The 22458-nt window shown below is 58.8% G+C and carries 21 protein-coding genes and 1 pseudogene; 16 read left to right on the forward strand and 6 right to left on the reverse strand.

Annotation, left to right across the window (positions count from 1 at the left end):
- Positions 1 to 208: 208 nt before the first annotated feature.
- Positions 209 to 904 carry a DsbA family protein gene (locus N7D90_RS23315; RefSeq protein ID WP_261740180.1) on the reverse strand — a complete coding sequence of 232 codons (696 nt, stop codon included), beginning with the start codon at positions 902 to 904 and terminating at the stop codon, positions 209 to 211.
- 383 nt (positions 905 to 1287) lie between these two features.
- Positions 1288 to 2394: an agmatine deiminase gene (gene aguA / locus N7D90_RS23320; RefSeq protein ID WP_261740181.1), complete on the reverse strand. Its 1107-nt coding sequence runs from the start codon at positions 2392 to 2394 to the stop codon at positions 1288 to 1290.
- 283 nt (positions 2395 to 2677) lie between these two features.
- On the opposite strand from aguA, the gene rfbB reads away from it, so the two are divergent.
- The 5 genes from rfbB (at position 2678) to N7D90_RS23345 (ending at position 8445) form a co-directional block, all read left to right on the forward strand.
- Positions 2678 to 3760: a dTDP-glucose 4,6-dehydratase gene (gene rfbB, locus N7D90_RS23325; protein WP_261740182.1), complete on the forward strand. Its 1083-nt coding sequence runs from the start codon at positions 2678 to 2680 to the stop codon at positions 3758 to 3760.
- Positions 3757 to 4641, forward strand: coding sequence for a dTDP-4-dehydrorhamnose reductase (rfbD, locus tag N7D90_RS23330; protein WP_261740183.1), 885 nt, complete (start codon positions 3757 to 3759; stop codon positions 4639 to 4641). The genes rfbB and rfbD overlap by 4 nt, the downstream gene beginning before the upstream one ends.
- 133 nt (positions 4642 to 4774) lie before the next feature.
- Positions 4775 to 6586 carry an ATP-binding protein gene (locus tag N7D90_RS23335; RefSeq protein WP_261740184.1) on the forward strand — a complete coding sequence of 604 codons (1812 nt, stop codon included), beginning with the start codon at positions 4775 to 4777 and terminating at the stop codon, positions 6584 to 6586.
- Entirely contained in the window at positions 6586 to 7977 is a 1392-nt protein-coding gene (locus N7D90_RS23340) for a sigma-54-dependent transcriptional regulator (RefSeq protein ID WP_261740185.1), read from the forward strand. Before N7D90_RS23335 ends, N7D90_RS23340 begins: the two co-directional genes overlap by 1 nt.
- A 12-nt stretch (positions 7978 to 7989) precedes the next feature.
- Positions 7990 to 8445 (forward strand): thioesterase domain-containing protein, encoded by a 456-nt coding sequence (locus tag N7D90_RS23345; RefSeq protein WP_261740186.1) that lies wholly within the window; start codon positions 7990 to 7992, stop codon positions 8443 to 8445.
- A gap of 104 nt (positions 8446 to 8549) precedes the next feature.
- On the opposite strand, the gene cysQ is transcribed toward N7D90_RS23345, so the two are convergent.
- Both cysQ and nudE read right to left on the reverse strand, forming a co-directional pair.
- Positions 8550 to 9377 (reverse strand): 3'(2'),5'-bisphosphate nucleotidase CysQ, encoded by an 828-nt coding sequence (cysQ, locus tag N7D90_RS23350; RefSeq protein ID WP_261740187.1) that lies wholly within the window; start codon positions 9375 to 9377, stop codon positions 8550 to 8552.
- A complete protein-coding gene (nudE, locus tag N7D90_RS23355; protein WP_261740188.1) occupies positions 9374 to 9940 on the reverse strand; it encodes an ADP compounds hydrolase NudE in 567 nt (188 codons plus the stop codon). The genes cysQ and nudE overlap by 4 nt, the downstream gene beginning before the upstream one ends.
- 88 nt (positions 9941 to 10028) lie before the next feature.
- Here nudE and yrfG point away from each other — a divergent pair, with 88 nt between their 5' ends.
- Complete coding sequence (gene yrfG / locus N7D90_RS23360) at positions 10029 to 10691, forward strand: GMP/IMP nucleotidase (protein ID WP_261740189.1); 663 nt, start codon at positions 10029 to 10031, stop codon at positions 10689 to 10691.
- 160 nt (positions 10692 to 10851) lie between these two features.
- Here yrfG and lysM read toward each other — a convergent pair whose 3' ends face one another.
- Positions 10852 to 11292: a peptidoglycan-binding protein LysM gene (gene lysM, locus N7D90_RS23365; RefSeq protein ID WP_261740190.1), complete on the reverse strand. Its 441-nt coding sequence runs from the start codon at positions 11290 to 11292 to the stop codon at positions 10852 to 10854.
- 104 nt (positions 11293 to 11396) lie between these two features.
- On the opposite strand from lysM, the gene N7D90_RS23370 reads away from it, so the two are divergent.
- From N7D90_RS23370 to N7D90_RS23390, 5 genes are all read left to right on the forward strand, one after another.
- Positions 11397 to 12284, forward strand: a complete 888-nt coding sequence (locus tag N7D90_RS23370; RefSeq protein WP_261740191.1) for a LysR family transcriptional regulator — start codon at positions 11397 to 11399, stop codon at positions 12282 to 12284.
- A gap of 94 nt (positions 12285 to 12378) precedes the next feature.
- A complete protein-coding gene (gene fdhD, locus N7D90_RS23375) occupies positions 12379 to 13218 on the forward strand; it encodes a formate dehydrogenase accessory sulfurtransferase FdhD (protein WP_261740192.1) in 840 nt (279 codons plus the stop codon).
- Positions 13215 to 15563, forward strand: a complete 2349-nt coding sequence (locus N7D90_RS23380) for an FdhF/YdeP family oxidoreductase (protein WP_261740193.1) — start codon at positions 13215 to 13217, stop codon at positions 15561 to 15563. Before fdhD ends, N7D90_RS23380 begins: the two co-directional genes overlap by 4 nt.
- Before the next feature lie 316 nt (positions 15564 to 15879).
- Complete coding sequence (locus tag N7D90_RS23385) at positions 15880 to 16356, forward strand: glycine zipper domain-containing protein (RefSeq protein WP_048360548.1); 477 nt, start codon at positions 15880 to 15882, stop codon at positions 16354 to 16356.
- A gap of 243 nt (positions 16357 to 16599) precedes the next feature.
- Entirely contained in the window at positions 16600 to 17511 is a 912-nt protein-coding gene (locus N7D90_RS23390) for a hypothetical protein (protein ID WP_261740194.1), read from the forward strand.
- 162 nt (positions 17512 to 17673) lie between these two features.
- Here N7D90_RS23390 and N7D90_RS23395 read toward each other — a convergent pair whose 3' ends face one another.
- Positions 17674 to 18138, reverse strand: coding sequence for an Lrp/AsnC family transcriptional regulator (locus N7D90_RS23395; protein ID WP_261740195.1), 465 nt, complete (start codon positions 18136 to 18138; stop codon positions 17674 to 17676).
- Positions 18139 to 18265: 127 nt separating this feature from the next.
- Here N7D90_RS23395 and N7D90_RS23400 point away from each other — a divergent pair, with 127 nt between their 5' ends.
- From N7D90_RS23400 to N7D90_RS23420, 5 genes and pseudogenes are all read left to right on the forward strand, one after another.
- Positions 18266 to 18601: a hypothetical protein gene (locus N7D90_RS23400; protein ID WP_261740196.1), complete on the forward strand. Its 336-nt coding sequence runs from the start codon at positions 18266 to 18268 to the stop codon at positions 18599 to 18601.
- Positions 18602 to 18705: 104 nt separating this feature from the next.
- Positions 18706 to 20476 (forward strand): annotated as a pseudogene (locus N7D90_RS23405) (GspE/PulE family protein).
- Between the two features lie 98 nt (positions 20477 to 20574).
- Positions 20575 to 21495, forward strand: coding sequence for an SPFH domain-containing protein (locus tag N7D90_RS23410; RefSeq protein WP_048360552.1), 921 nt, complete (start codon positions 20575 to 20577; stop codon positions 21493 to 21495).
- 3 nt (positions 21496 to 21498) lie between these two features.
- On the forward strand, positions 21499 to 21948 hold the full coding sequence (locus tag N7D90_RS23415) for an NfeD family protein (RefSeq protein ID WP_261740197.1): 450 nt from the start codon (positions 21499 to 21501) through the stop codon (positions 21946 to 21948).
- Between the two features lie 66 nt (positions 21949 to 22014).
- The gene (locus N7D90_RS23420; RefSeq protein WP_095027893.1) at positions 22015 to 22329 is read left to right on the forward strand and encodes a DUF2388 domain-containing protein; all 315 of its coding nucleotides are present in this window, start codon (positions 22015 to 22017) and stop codon (positions 22327 to 22329) included.
- Positions 22330 to 22458: the final 129 nt, after the last annotated feature.

The raw sequence follows: 22458 nt of genomic DNA on the forward strand, positions 1-22458 counted from the left end.
AGAGGCGCGCTGTGGATTTCAAGCTGAAACATTGAGTGGTGGTTGCTTCACATAAACAAAAAAGACCTACAGCGCAGGTCTTTACAAAGTTGGTGCATGGCTTATTGCCACAGGCGTTGGCGGGAATCCTAGCCGCCGTGAAGGTGACGTGTCAATTTCGTGAAAAATTTGTTAATTGGGCTGTTTGTGAATCAAGTGTCAAAAAATGTTACTGACAGCCATCCAGACCACAGGCCGGGGCTGAAGCGCTAGTGTGCTCGGCGGGCACTCCGTCACGCTGGCGCAGCCAGGCAGCAAAAACTTCTGGCTTGCCCAGATACGGCCCAAGGTCGATCACCTGGTACTGACCGGACTGCTCCAGAACGACGGTCGGAAAGCCCTGGCCACCCACCCGTGACAACAACCCGCGGCTGGCCTTGAAGTGCGCTTGGGTTACCTCGCCACTTGCCGCATCGTAAGCTGCCCGAAACCCATCGGCCTCCAGCCCCATTTCGGCCGCTACTGCCATCAGCACGTCGATATCGGCAATCCGCCGCCCTTCTACGTAATGCGCCGTTTGCAAACGCCCTAACAACTCCAGGCCGCGTCCGGCCAACTGCTCGGCAGCCAGCACGGCCGTGGTCGGCGGCTGCGAATCAAACACCGCCGTGGTATCGCGCAGCAAACCTTCAAAGTACGCCTCACCAAACGGCTGCCCGGTGTACTGGGCAATCCGATGATCGTGGGGCATCACGTAATCGCGCAGTTGCGCCGACACAGGTTGGCGTTGCGCACCAGCCATCATCCCGCCACCGTGGGCCACTACCGGCAAAATGCCGCGTGCCACGTCAATGAGCGGCTTGGCGCCGTAGCACCAACCACACAGGGGGTCATAGATGTAATGCAAGACAGGTGTGGTGCTCATGGGTTACTCCGAATGTTCAATAAATCAGAGCACCAGCCTAGCCTTCTGTCATGCGCGGAAAAACGCCGGTATGGCTTTTAGTGTGTTTCGAGAACCGGGCGAATCAGGTGCTGCACATCCTATGGAAGGCAAAACGATTTTATCGACGATAAAACCCGGAACCTGCATTCGCGCCTGTTGACCGGCCTGGAAATCGGCCGCCAGCGTGCGACCCTAAGCTCTACAACGCCAAGGGTGTGCCAGCGGTGGACGTGTACAACCCGATTGTTCCGACAGTTTGCGGCTACAGAGATGTTTCAAGCGTGGGAGCGAGCCTGCTCGCGAAGTAATCATTCGCGAGCAGGGGGCTTGACCTGGAACAGAGTATCTACAGAGACCGCGGTTTACGCCTTGTGCGGCGCAGGTTGTTGCTGGGTCAGGCAGTGAATATTGCCACCGCCCAGCAGCAGCTCACGGCCCGGCACCATCACCACTTCGTGTTGCGGGAAGATTTTTTGCAGAATGCCTTTGGCCTGCTCATCCATCGGGTCGTCAAAGCTCGGCGCAATGATGCCGCCGTTGACGATCAGGAAGTTCACATAAGAACCGGCCAAGCGTTCGGACGGATTACGATCCTGGCTACCAGCCACCTTGTCGACGCCATCGCACTCTTCTTGCGTGGCGTACATCGGCCCCGGAATCGGCATCTTGTGCACTACAAATGGGCGCCCCTTGGCGTCGGTGCTGGTTGCCAATACGTCCATCGCAGCATGGCAACGCAGGTAGTTCGGGTCACGCTCGTCATCAGTCCAGGCCAGCAGTACTTCGCCAGGGCGCACATAACAGCAGAAGTTATCCACATGGCCATCGGTTTCGTCGTTGAACAGGCCGTCTGGCAACCAGATGATCTTGTCCACAGCCAATTGCGCACGCAACACGCCTTCGATCTCTTCGCGAGACAGATGCGGGTTACGGTTGCGGTTCATCAGGCATTCGGCCGTGGTGATCAGCGTGCCTTCGCCGTCGACGTGAATCGAGCCGCCCTCAAGTACAAAACCTTCGGTGTAGTAACGCGGGCAACGCTCGATTTCCAGCACCTTGCTGGCTACTTGCTGATCGCGGTTCCACGGAAAGTACAGACCGCCGTCAAATCCGCCCCAGGCATTGAAGTCCCAGTTCACACCGCGAACTTCACCGCTGTCGTTAATGACAAAAGTCGGACCGCTGTCGCGTACCCAAGCGTCGTCGCTGGACATTTCGACCACGCGAATATTCGGCACATCGAGTTGTGCGCGGGCATTTTCGTACTGGGCAGCCGACACCCCGACCGTCACCGGCTCAAAGCGCGCGATGGCCTTGGCCACGGCCGCATGTGCCGCCTGAGCGGGCTTGCCGCCCAGGCGCCAGTTATCCGGGCGCTCGGGCCAGATCATCCAGGTTTGGGTCTGCGCAGCCCATTCAGCCGGCATGTAAAAACCGTCAGCGCGTGGCGAACTTTGCAAAGTGGTCATCTGGACTCCTGGAAAGCATCGGGGGTTTGGTGGCATAAAAAAACAAGACAGTGGACGCAGGTCTGCATCGCGTCAACGAGAAACACCTTTATAGCCGATAAATATCGGCAATAAAATTAATTTATCAGCCTTACACATAATTTTGTCGCTACAAAGCAGATATAAATCTACTTTCACACCAACGTACTTGTATTCCCGACAGCTCCCACTTGCACCTCCCCGCTCATCCCCACAAGCTATGCGCCATACGTTCGAACACCTTCAGGGAATAAGGAAAATCCACATGCGCATTTTAGTCACTGGCGGCGCCGGTTTTATTGGTTCAGCGTTGATTCGTCACCTGATCAAAAACACCGGGCACGAAGTACTCAACCTCGACAAACTGACCTACGCCGGTAACCTTGAATCGCTGCAAAGCATCGCCACCGATACCCGTTACGAGTTCGTGCAGGCCGATATCGTCGACCAGGCCGCAGTCAGCGCAATCATCCAGCGCTTTGAGCCCCAGGCAATCATGCACCTGGCGGCCGAGTCCCACGTTGACCGCTCCATCGACGGCCCGTCGGATTTTATCCAGACCAATATCGTAGGCACCTACAGCCTGCTCGAAGCAGCCCGTGCTTACTGGCTGACTCTGCCCGAGCCGGAAAAAAGCGCGTTCCGCTTCCACCATATTTCGACCGATGAAGTGTATGGCGACCTGCATGGCGTCGATGACCTGTTCACCGAAACCACGCCCTACGCCCCAAGCTCGCCGTACTCAGCCAGCAAAGCGGCGTCCGACCACTTGGTCCGCGCCTGGAACCGCACCTACGGTTTACCGGTGTTGCTGACCAACTGTTCGAACAACTACGGGCCGTTCCACTTCCCGGAGAAGTTGATCCCGCTGGTAATTCTCAATGCCTTGGCCGGTAAACCGCTGCCGGTGTATGGCAATGGCCTGCAAGTCCGTGACTGGTTGTTCGTGGAAGACCACGCCCGCGCCCTGCTTAAAGTCGTGACCGAAGGTGTGGTTGGCGAAACCTACAACATCGGCGGCCACAACGAGCAAACCAATATCGACGTAGTGCGCAGTATCTGTGCCCTGCTCGAAGAGCTGGCACCAGAGCACCCGACAGGTGTCACTCAATTTGCCGACCTGATTACCTTCGTCAAGGATCGCCCGGGCCACGACCAACGCTATGCCATCGACGCCAGCAAAATCGAACGCGAGCTGGGCTGGGTGCCGGAAGAAACATTCGAAACCGGCCTGCGCAAAACCGTGCAGTGGTATCTGGACAACCTCGACTGGTGCCGCCGGGTTCAAGACGGCAGCTATCAGGGCGAGCGTCTGGGCAGCACTGACCCCAAGGACTTGGTTGCATGACTAACGGAGCAGTTGCCTTGAAAATTCTTGTTAGCGGGAAAACCGGCCAGGTGGCGGTTGAGCTGCAAAAGCGCCTTGCCGGTCTGGGCGAGTTGATTGTGTTGGGCCGTGACGAGCTGGATCTGAGCCAGCCCGAGCAAATCCGTGCTCAGGTACGGGCGCACAAGCCTGACCTGATCATCAATGCCGCCGCACACACTGCCGTGGATCTTGCTGAAAGCGAGCCGGAGCTGGCGTTCGCGATCAATGCCATCGCCCCTGGCGTGTTTGCTGAAGAGGCGGCGGCGCTGGGCATTCCATTGATCCACTACTCCACCGACTATGTGTTCGATGGCAGCAAACCTGCGCCTTACACCGAAGACGACACGACCAACCCGCTGGGTGTCTACGGCAAAAGCAAGCTGGCCGGTGAACTGGCCATCGCGGCAACAGGTGTTCAGCATTTGATCCTGCGCACCAGCTGGGTGTACTCGACCCACGGTAAGAACTTTCTGCTGACCATGCAGCGTTTGCTCCAGGAGCGGCCGGAATTGCGCGTGGTAGCTGACCAGATCGGCGCGCCGACCTGGGCAGGCGCCATTGCCCAGAGCACCCGCGCCTTGATCGAACGCTGGCAAGCGGGTGAAGCCGGGGCCTGGGGCACATACCACCTGACCGCACAGGGTGAAACCTCATGGTTTGGCTTCACCCAGGCCATTGCCGAGCACCTGAGCGCCCAAGGCAAGTCATGTGCAACCCTGGAGCCCATCCCGGCCAGCGCCTACCCGACACCCGCGGCACGCCCACAGAACTCGCGCCTTGATTGCAGCCGTCTGGCCCGCGAATGGGGCGTCAGCCAGGCCGACTGGCGCGCCGCATTGCACGAGTGTGTGACCGAGTAGCTCTGTGTAGCCGCTGCCGCAGGCTGCGATAAGGTCCGCAGGACCTTCGCTGCGCAACCCATCGCAGCCTTCGGCAGCGGCTACAGGTGTTGCATTGGTATACTGCGCCGTACTCTTGCGGCGCAGCCTCCCGATGATCACCTCCTCCTCAGTTCCTCGCAGACCCCGCTGGCGCAGCCTGGCCTTGTTGGCGTTGTGCCTCGCGCCATTGTTGTGGCCGTTGCAGCACCTGGCCGAGCGCTATTACCGAAGTGAACTGGCCGGGCAAAACCGCCAGACTCTCGACCTGTACGTCGCCAACCTGCTGGGTACGCTGCATCGTTATGAAGTACTGCCGCAGATCCTCGGCCAACTGCCAGACCTGCGCGACGTGCTGGCCAACCCTGAAAATCCCCAGGCACAGGCCAAGGCCAATCACTTGCTCAATGGCATCTGCAACCAGACCGGTGCCGTGGTCATGTACCTGCTGGATACCCACGGCGATACCCTGGCCACCTCAAACTGGGATAAAAGCGACAGCTTTATCGGCCGCAATTTCGCCTTTCGCCCGTATTTCAGCGAGGCGATGGAGGGCAAACTGGGGCGTTTCTTCGGGCTGGGCACCACCTCCGGCAAGCGCGGCTATTACTTCGCGGCACCGATACTCGACGGAGATAAAAAACTCGGCGTACTGGTGGTCAAGGTCGATCTCGACCACACCGAACAGTTATGGGGCAATACCCCCGAGCAACTGATGACCACCGACAACAACGGCGTGGTAGTCCTCACCTCGCGCCCGGAATGGCGCTTTAGAGCGACCCGCGAGTTGTCGGCAGAAGAGCGTCAGGCCATCTTCGCCATCCTGCCCTACCCGACTCGCGACCCGAAGCCGCTGAACCTCGACCTGAATGCCTGGCTGGTGCAAACCCAAAAAATCGACGAGACCGGCTGGAGTGTCAATATTCTTGCCCCGCGTACGCTGATCGACCGTTCGGTGCGCACGGTGCTGGCCATTGGTGGCGCCACCCTGCTGGTGGTCATGCTGCTGATCGGTTTGATGATGCAGCGTCGGCGCCATTACCTGGACCGGATCGCATTTGAGGCCAAGGCCCGCCGTGAACTGGAAATGCGTGTGGCAGAGCGCACCAGTGATCTTGAAGGGCTCAACCGGCTGCTGCGTGAAGAAGTGCTGGAGCGCGAACATGCGCAACAGGAACTGGTGCTCGCACAGGACAATCTGGTGCAGGCTGGCAAGTTGTCAGCACTGGGCACCATGTCTGCCAGTATCAGCCACGAACTCAACCAGCCGCTGGCGGCCATCCGCAGCTACGCCGAAAACGCTGAAGTGCTGCTCGATCACCAGCGCATCGAAGACGCACGCGGCAACCTCAAGCTGATCAATGAACTGACCGGGCGCATGTCGTCGATCATTGCCCACCTGCGCGCGTTCGCCCGGCGTGATCGCCATGCGCCGGAAAGCGTCGCCCTGCAACCGGCGCTGGACGATGCACTGGCATTGCTGGCCAAGCGTCGACGCAGCATGGAAGTCGAACTGATTCGCGATTTGCCCGCCGCCACGTTGTGGGTCGAAGCAGGCGAGACCCGCTTGCGCCAGGTGCTGGGCAACCTGCTGGCCAATGCCCTCGATGCCCTGACGGAAAAAGGCCCGCCCCGGCGCTTGTGGTTAAGTGCCCAATCGACCCCGGAAGGCGTCACTGTGTACATTCGCGACAACGGGCCGGGGTTTTGCCTTGAGGCGTTGGGCCGTGCCGGTGAGCCGTTCTACACCACCAAAACCCGCACCCAGGGTTTGGGCCTGGGGCTGGCCATTTGCGACACGCTGATCCGTGCCTTTGGCGGCGAATTGTTATTCGCCAACCACAAGGAAGGCGGTGCTTTAATTACCTTACGACTGCGCGCCGGCGCGCCGGGCGTGAGTCTGCAAGCCTCGGAGGACTCCAGGTAATGAGCCAGCCCATCGATCCAAGCGTTCAGGTCATCCTGATCGATGATGACCCGCACCTGCGCCAGGCCCTGTATCAAACCCTGGATCTGGCCGGGCTCAACGTATTGCCGCTGGCCGAAGCCAACGGTCTTGCCGAGCGCATCAGCCGCGACTGGCCGGGCGTGGTGGTCAGCGACATCCGCATGCCGGGCATGGACGGGCTGGAGCTGCTCGCTCAGCTGCATGGCCAGGACCCGGAACTGCCGGTGCTGCTGATCACCGGTCACGGTGATGTGCCACTGGCGGTGCAGGCCATGCGTGCTGGTGCCTATGACTTCCTTGAAAAACCCTTTGCCAGCGACGCGTTGCTCGACAGTGTGCGCCGTGCCCTGGCCTTGCGCACCTTGGTGCTGGATAACCGCAGCCTGCGTCTGGCCCTGAGTGATCGCCAGTTACTGAGCACGCGACTGGTGGGCGTGTCGCCAGCCATGTTGCGCCTGCGCGAGCAAATCGGCGCGCTGGCAGCGACCAAGGCCGACGTGCTGATTCTGGGTGAAACCGGTTCCGGCAAAGAAGTGGTCGCACGGGCGCTGCATGACTTGTCGAGTCGGCGCAACGGCCCGTTCGTGGCAATCAATGCCGGGGCGCTGGCAGAATCGGTGGTTGAAAGCGAGCTGTTCGGCCATGAGCCGGGAGCCTTTACCGGCGCGCAAAAACGCCGGATCGGCAAGTTTGAATTTGCCAACGGCGGCACCCTGTTTCTCGATGAAATCGAAAGCATGAGCCTGGATGTGCAGGTCAAGTTGCTGCGCTTGCTGCAAGAGCGCGTGGTTGAAAGGCTGGGCGGCAATCAATTGATCCCGCTGGATATCCGGGTAATCGCCGCCACCAAGGAAGACCTGCGCCAGTCAGCCGACCAGGGGCGGTTCCGGGCCGACCTGTATTACCGGCTGAACGTTGCGCCTCTACGTATCGCGCCCTTGCGTGAAAGGGGTGAAGACGCCCTGATGCTGTTTGATTACTTTGCCGGCGAAGCCAGCGTACGCCACGACCTGACGCCCAACGTGTTGCAACCGGCGCAACGGGCGCTGTTACTGCGGCACAACTGGCCGGGCAACGTGCGAGAACTGCAGAACGTCGCCGAGCGTTTCGCCCTGGGCCTTGAACTGGCGTTGGACGACTCTGCTGATGGCCAGCCATCGGCGAGTAATGGAGTGCCAGGAGGCCTGAGCGAGCAGGTCGAACACTTTGAAAAAAGCCTGATTGCCGCCGAGCTTGAGCGCTCCCACAGCTCCATGCGCAGCCTGGCCGAAGCCTTGGGTGTGCCGCGTAAAACCTTGCACGACAAACTGCGCAAGCACGGGCTGAATTTCGATAGCGCCAGCCATCCACACCCTGATGAACTTGATTAAAGAGGCCATTGCATGAACCGCGACAGTCGTTATCTGGAATCGATACTCCATCACGACATCCCGCTCACCCGTGAAATGGGCCTCACCGTATTGAGCTGGCAAGACCGGCAACTGCGTTTGCAGTTACCCCTTGCGGCCAATATCAACCACAAGAGCACCATGTTTGGTGGCAGCCTGTACTGCGGCGCGGTATTGGCGGGCTGGGGCTGGCTGCACTTGAGTCTGCGCGAGGCGGGGATCGAGGACGGGCATATCGTGATTCAGGAAGGTCATATCAGCTACCCGCTGCCTGTGACCCAGGACGCCATCGCACTGTGTGATGCGCCCGGCGACGCAGCCTGGAACAAGTTTGTGGCCATGTACAAACGCCACGGCCGCGCACGGCTGACCCTCGACACACGGGTGATCAATGCCAAGGGCGGGGAAGATGCGGTGCGCTTCAGCGGGCAGTACGTGCTGCATCGCTGATTGAATTTATGTGGGAGCGGGCTTGCTCGCGATGGCATCGATGCGGTTTAACTGAAAGACCGCAGCGTCCGCATCGCGAGCAAGCCCGCTCCCACAGATGAGGATCAGTGTTGTGCCAGGTCCAGCAATTTCTCACGCCACGGCGCCTTGGCCGGCAACGCCAGAAACGATGCATTGAGCAGCGACTCGCGGGCCGGGTAGCTGAACGGTTTACCATCCAGTTGCAGCACTACGCCGCCCGCACCTTCAAGCACACCCTGCGCAGCAGCAGTGTCCCACTGCGAAGTCGGCGCCAGACGCGGGTAACAATCGGCAGCCCCTTCAGCCAACAGACAAAACTTCAACGAACTGCCCACACTGGTCAGTTGCAACTCGCCCAACTGTTCGCTCAACCCGGCCAGCAAACGCTCCTGCTCGGGGCTGGAATGCCGACGGCTGGCAACCACGGTCAAAGCTTCGCCCGCAGGGGGGGTGTTGCGCACGCTGATCGGTACAACGATATCGGCATCCGCCCGCCATGCACCCAAACCCGCTCCGCCGTAGTAGCAACGACCGCTGGTGGGCATCGAAACCACGCCAAACACCACGCGACCCTGCTCGATCAGCGCAATATTGACGGTGAACTCTTCGCTACCTGAAATAAATTCCTTGGTGCCATCCAACGGGTCAACCAGCCACCAGCGCGTCCAGCCAGCCCGCACATCTTGCGCGATGTTGGCGTCTTCTTCCGACAGCACCGGAATGCTCGGGTCCAGCGCCGTCAGGCCATCGAGCAACACGTGGTGCGCCGCCAGATCAGCAGCCGTTACCGGCGAATCATCGGCCTTGGCAGTGACTGCAACGCCCGCGCGCCAGAACGGCAAAATCGCGGCACCAGCGGCATGGGCCAGGGTGATGACGCCTTCAAGCAAGGGATGCGGCAAATCACTCACGGTTGGAACACTCCGCGCTGGGTCAACAGGTCACGAACCAGATACAGCGCCGCCAACGCGCGGCCTTCGCTGAATTGCGGGTTGAGCACCAGGCTCGACAGCTCACGCAGGTTGACTCGGTCAACGCGCATCGGCTCTGGCTCGTCGCCTTCCAGATGCTCTTCATAAAGGTCGGTAGCCAATACCACCTGGATTTTCTGGCTCATGTAGCCAGGCGACAACGACAGTTCGGTCAAATGCTCAAGCTGGCGAGCGCCGTAGCCAGCCTCTTCCTTCAGCTCACGCTCGGCTGCGGCCAGCACATCCTCACCCGGCTCGATCAGGCCTTTAGGCAAAGACACTTCGTACTCATCGGTACCGCCGCAATATTCTTCAACCAAAATCGCGTGTTCGGCATCGATCATTGCCACAATCATGACTGCGCCATAGCCATTGCCGCGCCCCACCAACCGTTCGTAAGTGCGTTCAACGCCATTGGAGAAGCGCAGTTGCACTTCTTCGACCCGAAACAATCGGCTACTGGCAACAATTTCACGGGCAAGTACGGTGGGTTTTTGGCGCATAGCGGCTCCTCAATATGAACGGGGTACTATACCCCGGCTTTTCCGATTGTCTGTGTCGGAAATTTTTCACCCGTAGGAGAAGTTTTGCATGACCGTTTTACCTTGGCGCGACATCGATACCGTGCTGCTCGATATGGACGGCACGCTGCTCGACCTGCACTACGACAATCACTTCTGGCTAGAACACCTGCCCCAGCGCTATGCCGAGTTGCATGGCATCAGCCGGGCAATGGCCGATCTGGAGCTGACGCCACTGTTTGAGCGAAATGCTGGACAGTTGAAGTGGTATTGCCTGGATTTCTGGAGCAGCGAGCTGAAAATCCCGGTGCGCGAGCTCAAGCTCGAAACCGCCCACCTGATCGCCTTGCGCCCGGACGCTGATACCTTTTTGGCCGCGATCAAACAGGCAGGCAAGCGGGTAATCATGATCACCAATGCGCACCGTGATTCGTTGTCGTTGAAACTGGAGCGCATCGAACTGGCGCCTTATTTCGAACGCCTGATCAGCTCCCACGACTACGGCTTCCCCAAGGAAAGCCCGGCCTTTTGGGATGCCTTGCAAGCCGATATCGGCTTTGACCCGGCACGCAGCCTGTTTATCGACGACACCTTGCCGATTCTGCGCAGCGCGCAAAATTTTGGCGTAGCCCACCTGCTGGCGGTCAAACAGCCCGACAGCAAAAAAGGCCCGAAAGACACCGCAGAATTTGCCGCGCTAGGCGACTATCGCGAGTTGCTTGAAGGGCTGTAACCAGAGCTCGTAGCAGCTGACGAGCTCAGCGAGGCTGCGTTCGGCTGCGCAGCAGTCGTAAAATCAGCAATCGCGGTGTGCCAGATACACCGCAGCCTCAGATTTAACGACCGCTTCGCGCTCGAACGCAGCCTTCGGCAGCTGCTACAAGTTGGCAGGTTTACTCGGGAATACGCAGCGTCTGGCCCGGATAAATTTTGTTCGGGTCCTTGAGCAGCGGTTTGTTGGCTTCAAAAATCTTGTTGTACTGATTGGCATTGCCGTACACCTGCAGCGAAATCGCGCTCAAGGTGTCGCCCGCTTTCACCACGACAAACCGGGAAGCCACAACAACAGGCCCGGTCACCGTGATCTGGTCTTCAACACTGGCCACACCCGCGATATTGCCCGCTGCCAGAATTATTTTTTCTTTCTCTTCCTGCGTGGCCACTTCGCCACTGACCGTCACTTTGTCACCGTCAACGGTGGCGGTGATATTCGGATTGCCCAGGCCCACTTCCTGCACGTGCTTCTTGAGTTCCTCACTGGCATTGGCGTTACCCGGCGTCAACAGGTTGATCAGTTTTTCACCGGCTTCTTTCACAAAGCTGAAAATGCTCATTCATCACGCTCCTCAGGTTGAAATATCCAGACCCGTGAGCGTAGACCATCATTGAGCAGAGCAAGCACGCTAGAATCGCCCACTGAATTGCGCCTGGAGCGACGATGGACATCAAACAGCTGAAATTCCTCATTGCCCTCGATGAAACCCGGCATTTCGGCCAGGCCGCCGCCCGCTGCCATATCACTCAGCCCACCCTGTCCATGCGCTTGCGCAGCCTTGAGCAGGAACTCGACCTGCATCTGGTCAATCGCGGCCAGCGCTTCGAAAGTTTTACCGCCCCCGGCGAACGAGTGCTGGCCTGGGCCCGTACCGTACTGGCTGCCTACGATGGCTTGCATGCCGAAGCGGCCGCCTGTCGCGGCAATCTGATCGGCACCCTGCGCCTGGGGGTGGTACCGCTGTCGAGTTTTGATCCGCTGCCTTTATTGCAACGCCTGCATCAGGAGCATCCCGAACTGCGCTTCGAGTTGTCGGCGCTCAGCTCTGAGCAAATTCTCGAGCAACTGGCCAGCAATCGGCTGGACATCGGCGTGTCGTACCTTGAGCACCTCGACCAGGAACGCTTTGACGCACTCACCCTGGACGAAACCCGCATGGGCCTGCTGTACGACCAGCGGCATTTCAATTTTGGCGATCAACCCTTGAGCTGGGAGGCCCTGATTACGTTACCGCTAGGCCTGCTCAGCAGCGGCATGCATTTTCGCAAGTCCATCGACCACAACTTCCACAGCCGTAACCTCACGCCGCAACCGCTGCTGCAAACCGATGCCGTTCATCAATTGATCCAAGCGGTCCACGGCGGCCTGTGCTGCGCAGTGATGCCCCTTGAAGGCGGACTCGAAGCCCTGACCGATCACTTGCGCCTGCATCCCATCGAAGACGCCCACACCCTGGCCCGCCTGGGGTTGATCATGCGCCGCGAAGCGCCACGCTCCGCCTTGGCCGAAGCCTGTTTTGCGCTTTATCAGAAATCACAAACCGCCTCTTGATCGACGCCATCTATCAATAGATCAGCAGTGATGATTAGACGCGACACTGTGTCGCGCCTAGGCTTAGGGCTCGATAGATTGTCGGAACTGCCTTATGAACGCCAAGCGCCCTCTGTGCGCGGCGCCCGCCTCTGTTACGCCCGCGCCTGCTGCCAGCCAGAACTATGACTACGTCACCCTGGATCACAGCAGCGGTGCGCAAACCGCCTTGGCCGAAGAAGTCGCCCTGGCGATTGCCTACAACGGTATCAACCAGGCCGTGATGCTGGTTACGCCCACTGACCTCGAGGACTTTATCGTCGGCTTCAGCCTGGGCAGCGGCATTATTCATGACGCCAGCGAGCTCTACGACCTCAAGCTCACGGGCGCAGGTTCGGCCCAATACGCACAGGTAGAAATCGCCAGCCGAGCGTTCTGGAACCTCAAGCAACAACGCCGACAACTGGCGGGCACCAGCGGTTGCGGTCTATGCGGCGTGGAAGCGCTCGAACAAGCACTGCCCGACCTCAAGGTACTGCCCGGCGCACCGTTGCCACCGGCACAGTGGCTTGAAGGCTTGCGCCAGCGCATCAGTGATTTCCAGCCATTAGGCCAGCACTGCGGCGCCGTGCATGCGGCTGTTTATATGGACGGCCAGGGCCAGTTGCTGATGGGCCGCGAAGACATTGGCCGACACAACGCCCTCGATAAATTGATCGGGGCGCTGGTACGGCAAAACATCGATCTGGCTGGCGGCGCGGCGATCGTTACCAGCCGTTGCAGCCTTGAACTGATTCAAAAGGTGCTGCGCGCCGGAATCCAGACCCTGATCAGCCTGTCCTCGCCCACGGGCCTGGCGCTGCAATGGGCCCGGCGCCACAACCTCAACCTTATTCATCTGCCACAAAAAAGCGCGCCACGGGTCTACAGCCCAGCGCAGGAGAATCAACCGTGAGCACTCACCATCAAGCCGACAAAACCCCAACTCCCCGCTACAAGCCCTACAAAGGCCCGGCCGGTGGCTGGGGCGCGCTGATCAGTGTGGCGCAAGCCTGGTTGACCAGCGACAACGCGCTGAAGAACCTGCGCATGATGCTCAAGACCAATCAGAACGGCGGTTTCGACTGCCCGGGCTGTGCCTGGGGCGACTCGCCGGAAAGCGGCCTGGTCAAGTTCTGCGAGAACGGCGCCAAGGCGGTGAACTGGGAAGCGACCAAGCGTCGGGTCGATGCTGCGTTTTTCGCCAAGCACAGTGTCAGCGCGCTGCTTGAGCAAAGCGACTACTGGCTGGAATATCAGGGCCGCCTGACCGAGCCGATGAGCTACAACGCTGAAACTGACCGCTATACCCCCATCAGTTGGGATGCCGCATTTGCCTTGATCGCCAGGCATCTGCTAAATCTTGCCAGCCCCAATGAAGCCGAGTTCTACACCTCGGGCCGGGCCAGCAACGAGGCTGCATATTTGTATCAACTGTTTGTGCGCTCGTTTGGCACCAACAACTTCCCGGACTGCTCGAACATGTGCCACGAGGCCAGCGGCGTGGCGTTGGCGCAAAGCATCGGCGTCGGTAAAGGCACGGTAACGTTCGATGATTTCGAGCACGCCGATGCGATTTTCGTTCTGGGACAAAACCCTGGCACCAACCACCCGCGCATGCTCGAACCCCTGCGCGAGGCCGTTAAACGCGGCGCCCAGGTGGTGTGCGTCAACCCGCTCAAAGAGCGCGGGCTCGAACGCTTCCAGCATCCGCAGCACCCACTGGAAATGCTCACCAACGGTGATCGTCCGACCAACACCGCCTACTTGCGCCCGGCGCTGGGCGGCGACATGGCGCTGCTGCGCGGCATGGCCAAGTTTCTGCTGCAGTGGGAGCGCGATGCCCAGGCAGCAGGCGAGCCGGCCGTGTTTGATCACACCTTTTTGAATGAACACACCGCAGGTATTCTCGACTATATCTCCAGCCTCGATGACACCTCGTGGGAGCACCTGGTGGAACAATCCGGGCTGACGTTGGTGGATATCGAACGCGCCGCCCGCATGTACCTCAAGGGCAAGAACGTCATCATGTGCTGGGCGATGGGCATCACCCAGCATCGACACTCGGTGCAGACCATTCAGGAGATCGCCAACCTGATGCTGTTGCGCGGCAACATCGGCCGCCCTGGCGCTGGCCTGTGCCCGGTGCGCGGCCACAGTAACGTGCAGGGCGACCGCACAATGGGCATCAACGAACGCCCGCCGGTGGCCTTCCTGGACTCCCTTGAGCGGCGCTTCCAGTTCAAGGTGCCACGTGAAAACGGTCACAACGTGGTTGAAGCCATCCACGCCATGCTGGATGGGCGCTCCAAGGTCTTTATCGGCTTGGGCGGTAACTTTGCCCAGGCCACCCCGGACAGCCCGCGTACAGCGCAGGCGCTACGCAATTGCGAACTGACCGTACAGATCAGTACCAAACTCAACCGCAGCCACCTGATGCATGGCAAGGAAGCGCTGATTTTGCCGTGCCTGGGCCGTACCGATATCGACATCCAGGCCGAAGGCCCGCAGGCGGTCACGGTGGAAGACTCGTTCAGCATGGTTCACGACTCCAACGGCCAGTTGCAGCCACTGTCGAACCAGATGCGTTCGGAGCCCTCAATCATTGCCGGTATCGCCGCCGCCACGCTGGGTACTCATCCGATTGACTGGAGCTGGGTAGTGGCCGACTACCGGCGCATTCGCGAACTGATCGCCGACACCATCCCCGGTTTCAAGGACTTCAACACCCGCATCCAGCATCCGGGTGGCTTCTATCTGGGTAACTCGGCCGGTGCGCGACAGTGGAACACGCCGTCCCAGCGCGCCAACTTCCGGGCCAACGTGCTGCCACAGGATCTGGTGGATGCCCGTACCCGTGCCACCGGCCAGCTGCCTGACCTGATTTTGCAGTCGATGCGTTCCCACGATCAGTACAACACCACCATCTATGGCCTCGATGACCGCTACCGCGGGGTCAAGGGGCAACGCGACGTGCTGTTCGTCAACGAAGCCGACATCATCCGCCTGGGCTTCAAACCGGGGCAGAAAGTCGACATCGTTTCGATCTGGGATGACCACCACGAGCGCCGGGTCAAAAACTTCACCCTGTTGGCGTTTGATATTCCTGCAGGGCAAGCTGCGGCTTATTACCCTGAGGTCAACCCGTTGGTGCCGCTGGAAAGCACGGGCGAAGGCAGCCACACGCCTACCTCCAAGTTCGTGGCTATTTGCCTGGAGGCGGCCAGCCCGTCGAAACTGATCATGGCAAAGGCCAGCTGATAGGCAAGTGTGGGAACGGGCTTGCTCGCGATTCATGCGACACGGCTTGTCGGGTAAAAGTCAGTGATGCCATCGCGGGCAAACCCGGCTCCCACATTAGAGCCAGCCGCATCCATATTTCAGGCACAAAAAAGGCCGTTTCCCTACGGAAACGGCCTCACCGAACTAGTTAACAGACCACCAAAAAATCAATAAGTTCCCTAGTGAAAACAACAACTTATAGAATTGTGTACAACTCGTGTTACTCGTCGGATTTCGATTGTCAGCCAACCTCCGCAGCCTCAGGATCGCGCCGTCATCTCTTTGAGGCTCATCTATGAAGCTCACCTCGATTCTCTTGTTGTCCCTTGGCCTGGTCAGTGGCGTTGCCTCGGCCGGTGGCACCACCGAAGCCGGTGTAGGCGGCGCATTAGGCGGGGTTCTTGGCGCCGTGGTTGGCCAACAGCTCGGCGGCTCGACCGGTTCTGCAATTGGTGCAGGTGTGGGTGGCGCGGCAGGCAGTGCCGTGGGTGCCGACAAACGCAGCCGTGGCGAAGCAGCCATTGGCGGCGCACTGGGTGCTGCAGGCGGCAACGTGCTGGGCCGCAGTGTCGGCGGCAGCACGGGGGCTCTGGTCGGCTCAGCCGCAGGCGGTGGTGCCGGTGGCGCGCTGGGTAACTACATGGGCAATAAAAGCGATAGCGACGATCGCCGCTACCGTGATCGCGATAACCGTCGCTACTACCGTGACGACCATCGTGGCCGTGGCCATGCGTATGGCCACCGCAAAAACAAGCACCGTCACGACGACTGATGTGCATAACGGGAGCCGCAAGGCTCCCGTTTTTTTTTGGCCTACGCCCTCTCTCGCTAAATTGTTTCAATGCATTACGCCCGCCGGTTTTAGCGTCAATCATGCAAACTGCATGCACCTGCAGCTTCAATAGTTTTTAACTCATTGAAAAATATGAAATTACCAATACACCCAGTATTGGCATATCCCCTGCAATCTCTTGAATGAACGCTGCACTTCCTACCATTCAGGAGCACAACAATAATGATCGGGACAACTGAGCACTATCCCGCAGCCCTGCAAGACTCCTCTGGACACTCTGGTGTTTCCTGGGCCGCCATCTTTGCCGGAGCGGCCACTGCTGCCGCGCTATCTCTGCTGTTGATCATGCTGGGCGCAGGCCTGGGGTTTTCGGCGGTTTCACCGTGGGCCAACGAAGGGGTTGGCGCCAAGGGCCTGGGCATTACAGCCATCGTCTGGCTGGCCGTCACGCAAATCATCGCGTCAGGTATGGGCGGTTATCTGGCCGGACGTTTGCGGGTCAAATGGACCAACATGCATGGCGATGAGGTCTACTTTCGCGACACCGCGCATGGCTTTTTAGCCTGGGCCGTGGCCACGCTGGTAACCGCGACGCTGATCGCAGGTTCGGTCAGCAGCGTAATTGGCAGCGGTGTTCAAGCGAGTGCCAGTGTTGCTTCAGGGGCTGCCACAGCGATGAGCAGCGCCGCAGGCAGCAATGCCAATAAAAGTTCGGACTACTTTATCGACACCCTGTTTCGCGATGATCGCGGCACAGCTGTCAGCGAAGACGCCGCCCATGGCACCGTGGCCCGTATCTTCGTCCACAGCCTGGGCAACGACGGGCAATTGAGCAACGAAGACCGTACCTACCTGGCCCAAATAGTCGCTCAGCGCACCAACCTCAGCCAGCCTGAGGCCGAGCAAAGGGTTGATCAGGTGTATGCCAAAGCCCATCAAGCGGTTGAAGACGCCAAGATAAAAGCCAAGGAAGCGGCTGATACCGCAGCCAAAGTAGCCGCCTGGTCCACCTTGTGGATGTTTATCACACTGCTGATCGGGGCGTTTTTCGCCAGCCTGTGCGCCACTTTTGGCGGCCGTCGTCGCGATGCAGTGACGTACCTGACGCACACCACCACAACCCCTCTTGTTTAATTGCGGTCTATTGCTTACTGGAGAATGAAATGCGCTCACTTCTGCTGTTTTTTCTCGGCATCCCTATTCCGATCATTATTTTGATTGCGCTGTTTGTTCACTGACACCGTGTTCAAACCTCACCCACGGCCTTCCTTGCGAAGGCCGTTTTTTGGGTGAAGGTCAGACCGGCAAACACGTGGTGGACTTGATTTCAGACAACGCCACAATCGAATTCACTTCTTGAATGCCCGGCACCATGGACAGTTTTTCAAAGAAAAAGCGCTCATAGGCCTCAATGTCGGCAGTCACGATACGCAGCAAAAAATCTACCGCCCCCATCAGCACATAACACTCCAGTACCTCGGGGAAACCACGAATCGCGTCGGTAAATTCGGTGAAGTTGGAACGCCCGTGGGCATTGAGTTTGATCTCGGCAAAAATTTGCGTGTTGAGGCCGATTTTCTTGCGGTCAAGCAAGGTCACCTGGCCACGAATGATCCCTTCATCCTTCATCCGCTGAATACGCCGCCAGCAGGGTGATTGCGAGAGTCCAACCTTCTCGGCGATCTGCGCACTGGACAACGAAGCGTCCTCTTGCAGCAGCGCCAAAATACGTCGGTCGTAAGCGTCCAGCTCGCTGCGCATAAAAACACCTTTAAATTTATATATTAAGACTTGATCAAGTCTATTTTTAGTTGATTTAAAACATTTTAGATAAAAAAATTCCCTGACGGCATGTAAAAATTTCTCCAGTCTGAACAGGAGCTATTGCATGCCGCATCTGGAAGTCGCCACCCCCTCGCTGCGCCCCGATGTGTGGGCCAGCAACGCAGCCCCTTGCCCAGTGCTCTACCGTATCCAGGCGCAGGCGGATGCCGATGTTTTGTGTCGAGTGCTCAACCTGTTTGCGTTGCAGCAACTGATCCCGCAACAAGTGGATGTGGTGCGCGATCAGGACACAATGAGCATTGAAATCCTGAGCCATGAACAAAGCTGGCATCGCGCCCAGATCATCGGCGAGAAAATGCGCAATCTGATCAGCGTCGTTGAAATGGAATTGATCCCCGTGCAGGAATCCAAAGCGCCGATGCTCCACGTTTTGCGGTAATGGTTAGCAACCATTGGCCTCATGGAGGCGATAGTCGCGCGACTAGGCTTTGAGGTTCACGGCCAGACAAGGATCTGTCTGAGCCGATGCCCAAAGGAGCTTTTATGCGCATCGCCCCACTTCATGACCAGTGGCTGGACCTCAAATACCTGTTGGCCACCCTGCTTGCCCAGGGCCGTATCCACCAAAGCTGCGCCGAACAGGCGTTGGTCTGCGGCCGCGAAGCCCCCGACGATGCCTTGCATCCACTGGTGTTTTTGGCAAATCGGCAGTTATGCGACCCCAGCCAACCAGGCAAAATCCTCGATATTGAAACCCTCACCGCCTGGCTCGCCCACCAGGCAGAACAGCCCTATCTGCGCCTCGACCCGCTCCAGATCGATGCCGCCACCGTTACCGGGCTGATGTCTTTTGCCTTTGCCCAACGCCATGCAATCCTCGCGGTGGCGGCCGATGACGCGGCCATCACCATCGCCAGCACCCAGCCTTGGGTCAGCAGTTGGGAAGCCGATTTGCGCCAGGTGCTCAAGCGGCCGATCAAGCGGGTGATTGCCAACCCCCTGGAAATCCAGCGCCTGAGTGTGGAGTTTTTTCAGCTAGCCAAATCCGTCACCGGGGCTGCACTCAACGATCAGCAAGTCAGCGTCCGCACCAACCTCGAGCAACTGATCACCTTGGGCACTGGCGAAGCGGATGCCAACGATGCCCATACGGTGAAGATTGTCGACTGGCTGTTTCAGTACGCTTTCGAGCAACGCGCCAGCGACATCCATATTGAGCCGCGGCGCGAACAAGGCTGTGTACGCTTTCGCATCGACGGGGTGTTGCATGACGTCTACCAGTTCCCGCCGCAGGTGACGATGGCCGTTATCAGCCGCCTCAAAGGCCTGGGCCGGATGGACGTCGCCGAAAAACGCAAACCCCAGGACGGTCGAATAAAAACCCGGACCCCGAGCGGAGCTGAAGTGGAACTCCGGCTTGCCACCCTGCCCACGGCTTTTGGCGAAAAAATGGTGATGCGTATTTTTGACCCGCAGGTACTGCTGAAAAACTTCGACCAGTTGGGCCTCACTCCAGAGGACCTGCAGCGCTGGCAGCAAATGACCACCCGGCCCAATGGCATTATTTTGATCACCGGCCCTACCGGCTCAGGTAAAACCAGCACCCTGTATGCAACGCTCAAACAACTGGCCACCTCCAAAATCAACCTGTGCACCCTCGAAGACCCGATCGAGATGATTGAACCGGCGTTTAATCAAATGCAGGTTCAGCCCAATATCGACCTGACGTTCGCCAATGGCGTGCGGGCCCTGCTGCGCCAGGACCCGGACATCATCATGCTGGGTGAAATACGCGACCTGGAGACCGCAGAAGTGGCAATCCAGGCGGCGCTGACCGGACACCTGGTGCTCTCGACCCTGCACACCAACGACGCCCCCAGCGCCATCAGCCGCCTGCAAGAACTTGGGGTAGCCCCCTACTTGATAAAAGCCACGCTGCTGGGCGTCATGGCCCAGCGACTGCTCAGAACCCTGTGCCCTGCCTGCAAGACCGAGTGCCCGCTGAGCCCCGGCGACTGGGCGGGCTTCGCCCCGGACTGGACCCATCCGCCACCTGCTCAGGCCTGTCGGGCCAAGGGCTGTGCGCAATGCCGGGACACCGGTTACAGCGGGCGGGTCGGCGTCTACGAAGTCATGTTGATGAGCGAAAAACTCAAGGCCCTGATTGGCCCTGATTGGCCCTGATACCGACCTGAACGCCATTCGCAGCCTGGCCTGTGTACAAGGCATGCTCGGACTGAGACTGGCCGCAGCTCACAAAGTCGCCGCCAGGGCGACCTCAATCGAAGAGGCGCTGCGAGTTACCCATGCGTGATTGAATTGTTTTGGCTAAAATTTAAACAGTTGCGCAATTTTCTTGATCGTTACACTCCTCGTTCGTTTGTTTTTCACACCTCAAAACAAGGAATGGTTATGCAAGTGGGTACTGTAGTCCTGTTATTTGTCGCCTTGGCAATCGCCGTGCTCTTTATGGGCTTCAAGGTCGTTCCCCAAGGCTATCAATGGACGGTGGAGCGCTTCGGGCGTTACACCAACACCCTTAAGCCGGGCCTGAACATCATCATTCCGGTGATGGATCGCATCGGACGCAAGATCAACGTGATGGAAAGCGTACTGGACATCCCGCCGCAAGAGGTCATCACCGCCGACAACGCCACCGTGCAAATCGATGCCGTGTGCTTTTTCCAGGTGGTCAACACGGCGCAGGCCGCGTACGAGGTCAACAACCTCGAACACGCCATTCGCAACCTGCTGCAAACCAACATCCGCACCGTGCTGGGTTCGATGGAACTCGATGCCATGCTCAGCCAGCGTGACGGCATCAATGAAAAATTACTGCGCACCGTCGATGAAGCCACCGCTCCCTGGGGCATCAAAATCACCCGGATCGAGATCAAGGACATCAGCCCGCCAGCCGACCTGATGGCCGCCATGTCCGGGCAAATGAAAGCCGAACGTATCAAGCGTGCACAAATTCTGGAGGCTGAAGGTCTGCGAGCGGCGGCAATCCTGACGGCCGAAGGTAAAAAACAGGCGCAGATCCTCGAAGCCGAGGGTGGTCGTCAGGCCGCGTTCCTCGAATCCGAAGCCCGCGAACGCCAGGCCGAAGCCGAAGCTCGGGCCACGCAGGTGGTATCCGAAGCCATTGCCTCAGGCAACGTGCAGGCGATCAACTACTTTGTCGCGCAAAAATACATCGATGCGCTGGGTAAGCTCGCATCGGCCAACAACAGCAAAGTCATCCTCATGCCGCTGGAAGCCAGCCAGGTCATCGGCGCCGTGGGCGGCATCGGGGAAATCGTCAAAGCCACCTTTGACAGCAAAAAGGTCTGAGGTATGTGGGAGTTCCTGCAACACCTTAGCTACTGGGACTGGCTGGCGCTGGGCACAGTGCTGTTGATTCTGGAGGTATTCGGCGCCGGTGGTTATCTGCTGTGGGTCGGTATTGCCGGCATCATCGTTGGGGTTTTGACGTTTCTGATCCCGGAAATGTCATGGACCCTGCAACTGCCGCTGTTTGGCGTACTGGCGATTCTCACTGCGGTGTATTGGTGGAGGCGCCAGCGCGGCAGTGTCGAAAGTGGCGACCAGCCCAACCTGAATCGCCGTGGGCACGAGCTGATCGGTCGCACGTTTGTCGTTCAACAGGCTATTGTTGAAGGGCGAGGCAAAATCAAGGTTGGGGATAGCGTGTGGATGGCCGTAGGGCCTGACGCTGCAGTGGGAACACCCGTTCGCGTGACCGCCCAAAACGGAACGGTGCTGAGCGTAGAAATTGTGCCATGACGTTACGGAACTCCAGAGCATTAACTACAATCAAAACCGGTAGATAACTTATTCGGAGTAACTGTCATGCGTCTCAAATATGCTGTAGCCGCTATTGCCTTGCTGTCCCTCCCTGTTGGCTCCGCAATGGCCGACAGCTTCTGGCGCAATGTGTTGTCCTCCGGTGCTACCACCGGGTCCACCTACCTGACCTTCAAAAAAGACCGCAAAGTGATCGCGGCTCAAGATGATGCGGGCAGCTTTGTTGCCAGTAACGGCTCGATCCGTGGTCCATACCTGGAATCGGCCATGCAACAGGTGCGTGCTGACAACCCGAACCTGAAGGTCAGCGACATGGAGCTGGCTAACGCGATTCTGGTGAAAAACGCCACGGCAGAGTAAACCCTGCTCCTGTAGCCGCTGTCGCAGGCTGCGATGGGTTGCGCAGCAACCCTGAGATTCTGATCATTCTTCGGATCTCATCGCAGCCTGCGGCAGCGGCTACAGGCGATAGGTCTGCCCTTTTGATTC

Origin of the sequence: Pseudomonas fragi (genome assembly GCF_025426255.1) — a bacterium.
Lineage (GTDB): Bacteria > Pseudomonadota > Gammaproteobacteria > Pseudomonadales > Pseudomonadaceae > Aquipseudomonas > Aquipseudomonas kulmbachensis.

What these genes read in the sequence shown, in the direction of transcription:
- N7D90_RS23315 (WP_261740180.1), bottom strand. Translation starts at nt 904, where the DNA reads ATGAGCACCACACCTGTCTTGCATTACATCTATGACCCCCTGTGTGGT.
- aguA (WP_261740181.1), bottom strand. Translation starts at nt 2,394, where the DNA reads ATGACCACTTTGCAAAGTTCGCCACGCGCTGACGGTTTTTACATGCCG.
- rfbB (WP_261740182.1), top strand. Translation starts at nt 2,678, where the DNA reads ATGCGCATTTTAGTCACTGGCGGCGCCGGTTTTATTGGTTCAGCGTTG.
- rfbD (WP_261740183.1), top strand. Translation starts at nt 3,757, where the DNA reads ATGACTAACGGAGCAGTTGCCTTGAAAATTCTTGTTAGCGGGAAAACC.
- N7D90_RS23335 (WP_261740184.1), top strand. Translation starts at nt 4,775, where the DNA reads ATGATCACCTCCTCCTCAGTTCCTCGCAGACCCCGCTGGCGCAGCCTG.
- N7D90_RS23340 (WP_261740185.1), top strand. Translation starts at nt 6,586, where the DNA reads ATGAGCCAGCCCATCGATCCAAGCGTTCAGGTCATCCTGATCGATGAT.
- N7D90_RS23345 (WP_261740186.1), top strand. Translation starts at nt 7,990, where the DNA reads ATGAACCGCGACAGTCGTTATCTGGAATCGATACTCCATCACGACATC.
- nudE (WP_261740188.1), bottom strand. Translation starts at nt 9,940, where the DNA reads ATGCGCCAAAAACCCACCGTACTTGCCCGTGAAATTGTTGCCAGTAGC.
- yrfG (WP_261740189.1), top strand. Translation starts at nt 10,029, where the DNA reads ATGACCGTTTTACCTTGGCGCGACATCGATACCGTGCTGCTCGATATG.
- lysM (WP_261740190.1), bottom strand. Translation starts at nt 11,292, where the DNA reads ATGAGCATTTTCAGCTTTGTGAAAGAAGCCGGTGAAAAACTGATCAAC.
- N7D90_RS23370 (WP_261740191.1), top strand. Translation starts at nt 11,397, where the DNA reads ATGGACATCAAACAGCTGAAATTCCTCATTGCCCTCGATGAAACCCGG.
- fdhD (WP_261740192.1), top strand. Translation starts at nt 12,379, where the DNA reads ATGAACGCCAAGCGCCCTCTGTGCGCGGCGCCCGCCTCTGTTACGCCC.
- N7D90_RS23385 (WP_048360548.1), top strand. Translation starts at nt 15,880, where the DNA reads ATGAAGCTCACCTCGATTCTCTTGTTGTCCCTTGGCCTGGTCAGTGGC.
- N7D90_RS23390 (WP_261740194.1), top strand. Translation starts at nt 16,600, where the DNA reads ATGATCGGGACAACTGAGCACTATCCCGCAGCCCTGCAAGACTCCTCT.
- N7D90_RS23395 (WP_261740195.1), bottom strand. Translation starts at nt 18,138, where the DNA reads ATGCGCAGCGAGCTGGACGCTTACGACCGACGTATTTTGGCGCTGCTG.
- N7D90_RS23400 (WP_261740196.1), top strand. Translation starts at nt 18,266, where the DNA reads ATGCCGCATCTGGAAGTCGCCACCCCCTCGCTGCGCCCCGATGTGTGG.
- N7D90_RS23410 (WP_048360552.1), top strand. Translation starts at nt 20,575, where the DNA reads ATGCAAGTGGGTACTGTAGTCCTGTTATTTGTCGCCTTGGCAATCGCC.
- N7D90_RS23415 (WP_261740197.1), top strand. Translation starts at nt 21,499, where the DNA reads ATGTGGGAGTTCCTGCAACACCTTAGCTACTGGGACTGGCTGGCGCTG.
- N7D90_RS23420 (WP_095027893.1), top strand. Translation starts at nt 22,015, where the DNA reads ATGCGTCTCAAATATGCTGTAGCCGCTATTGCCTTGCTGTCCCTCCCT.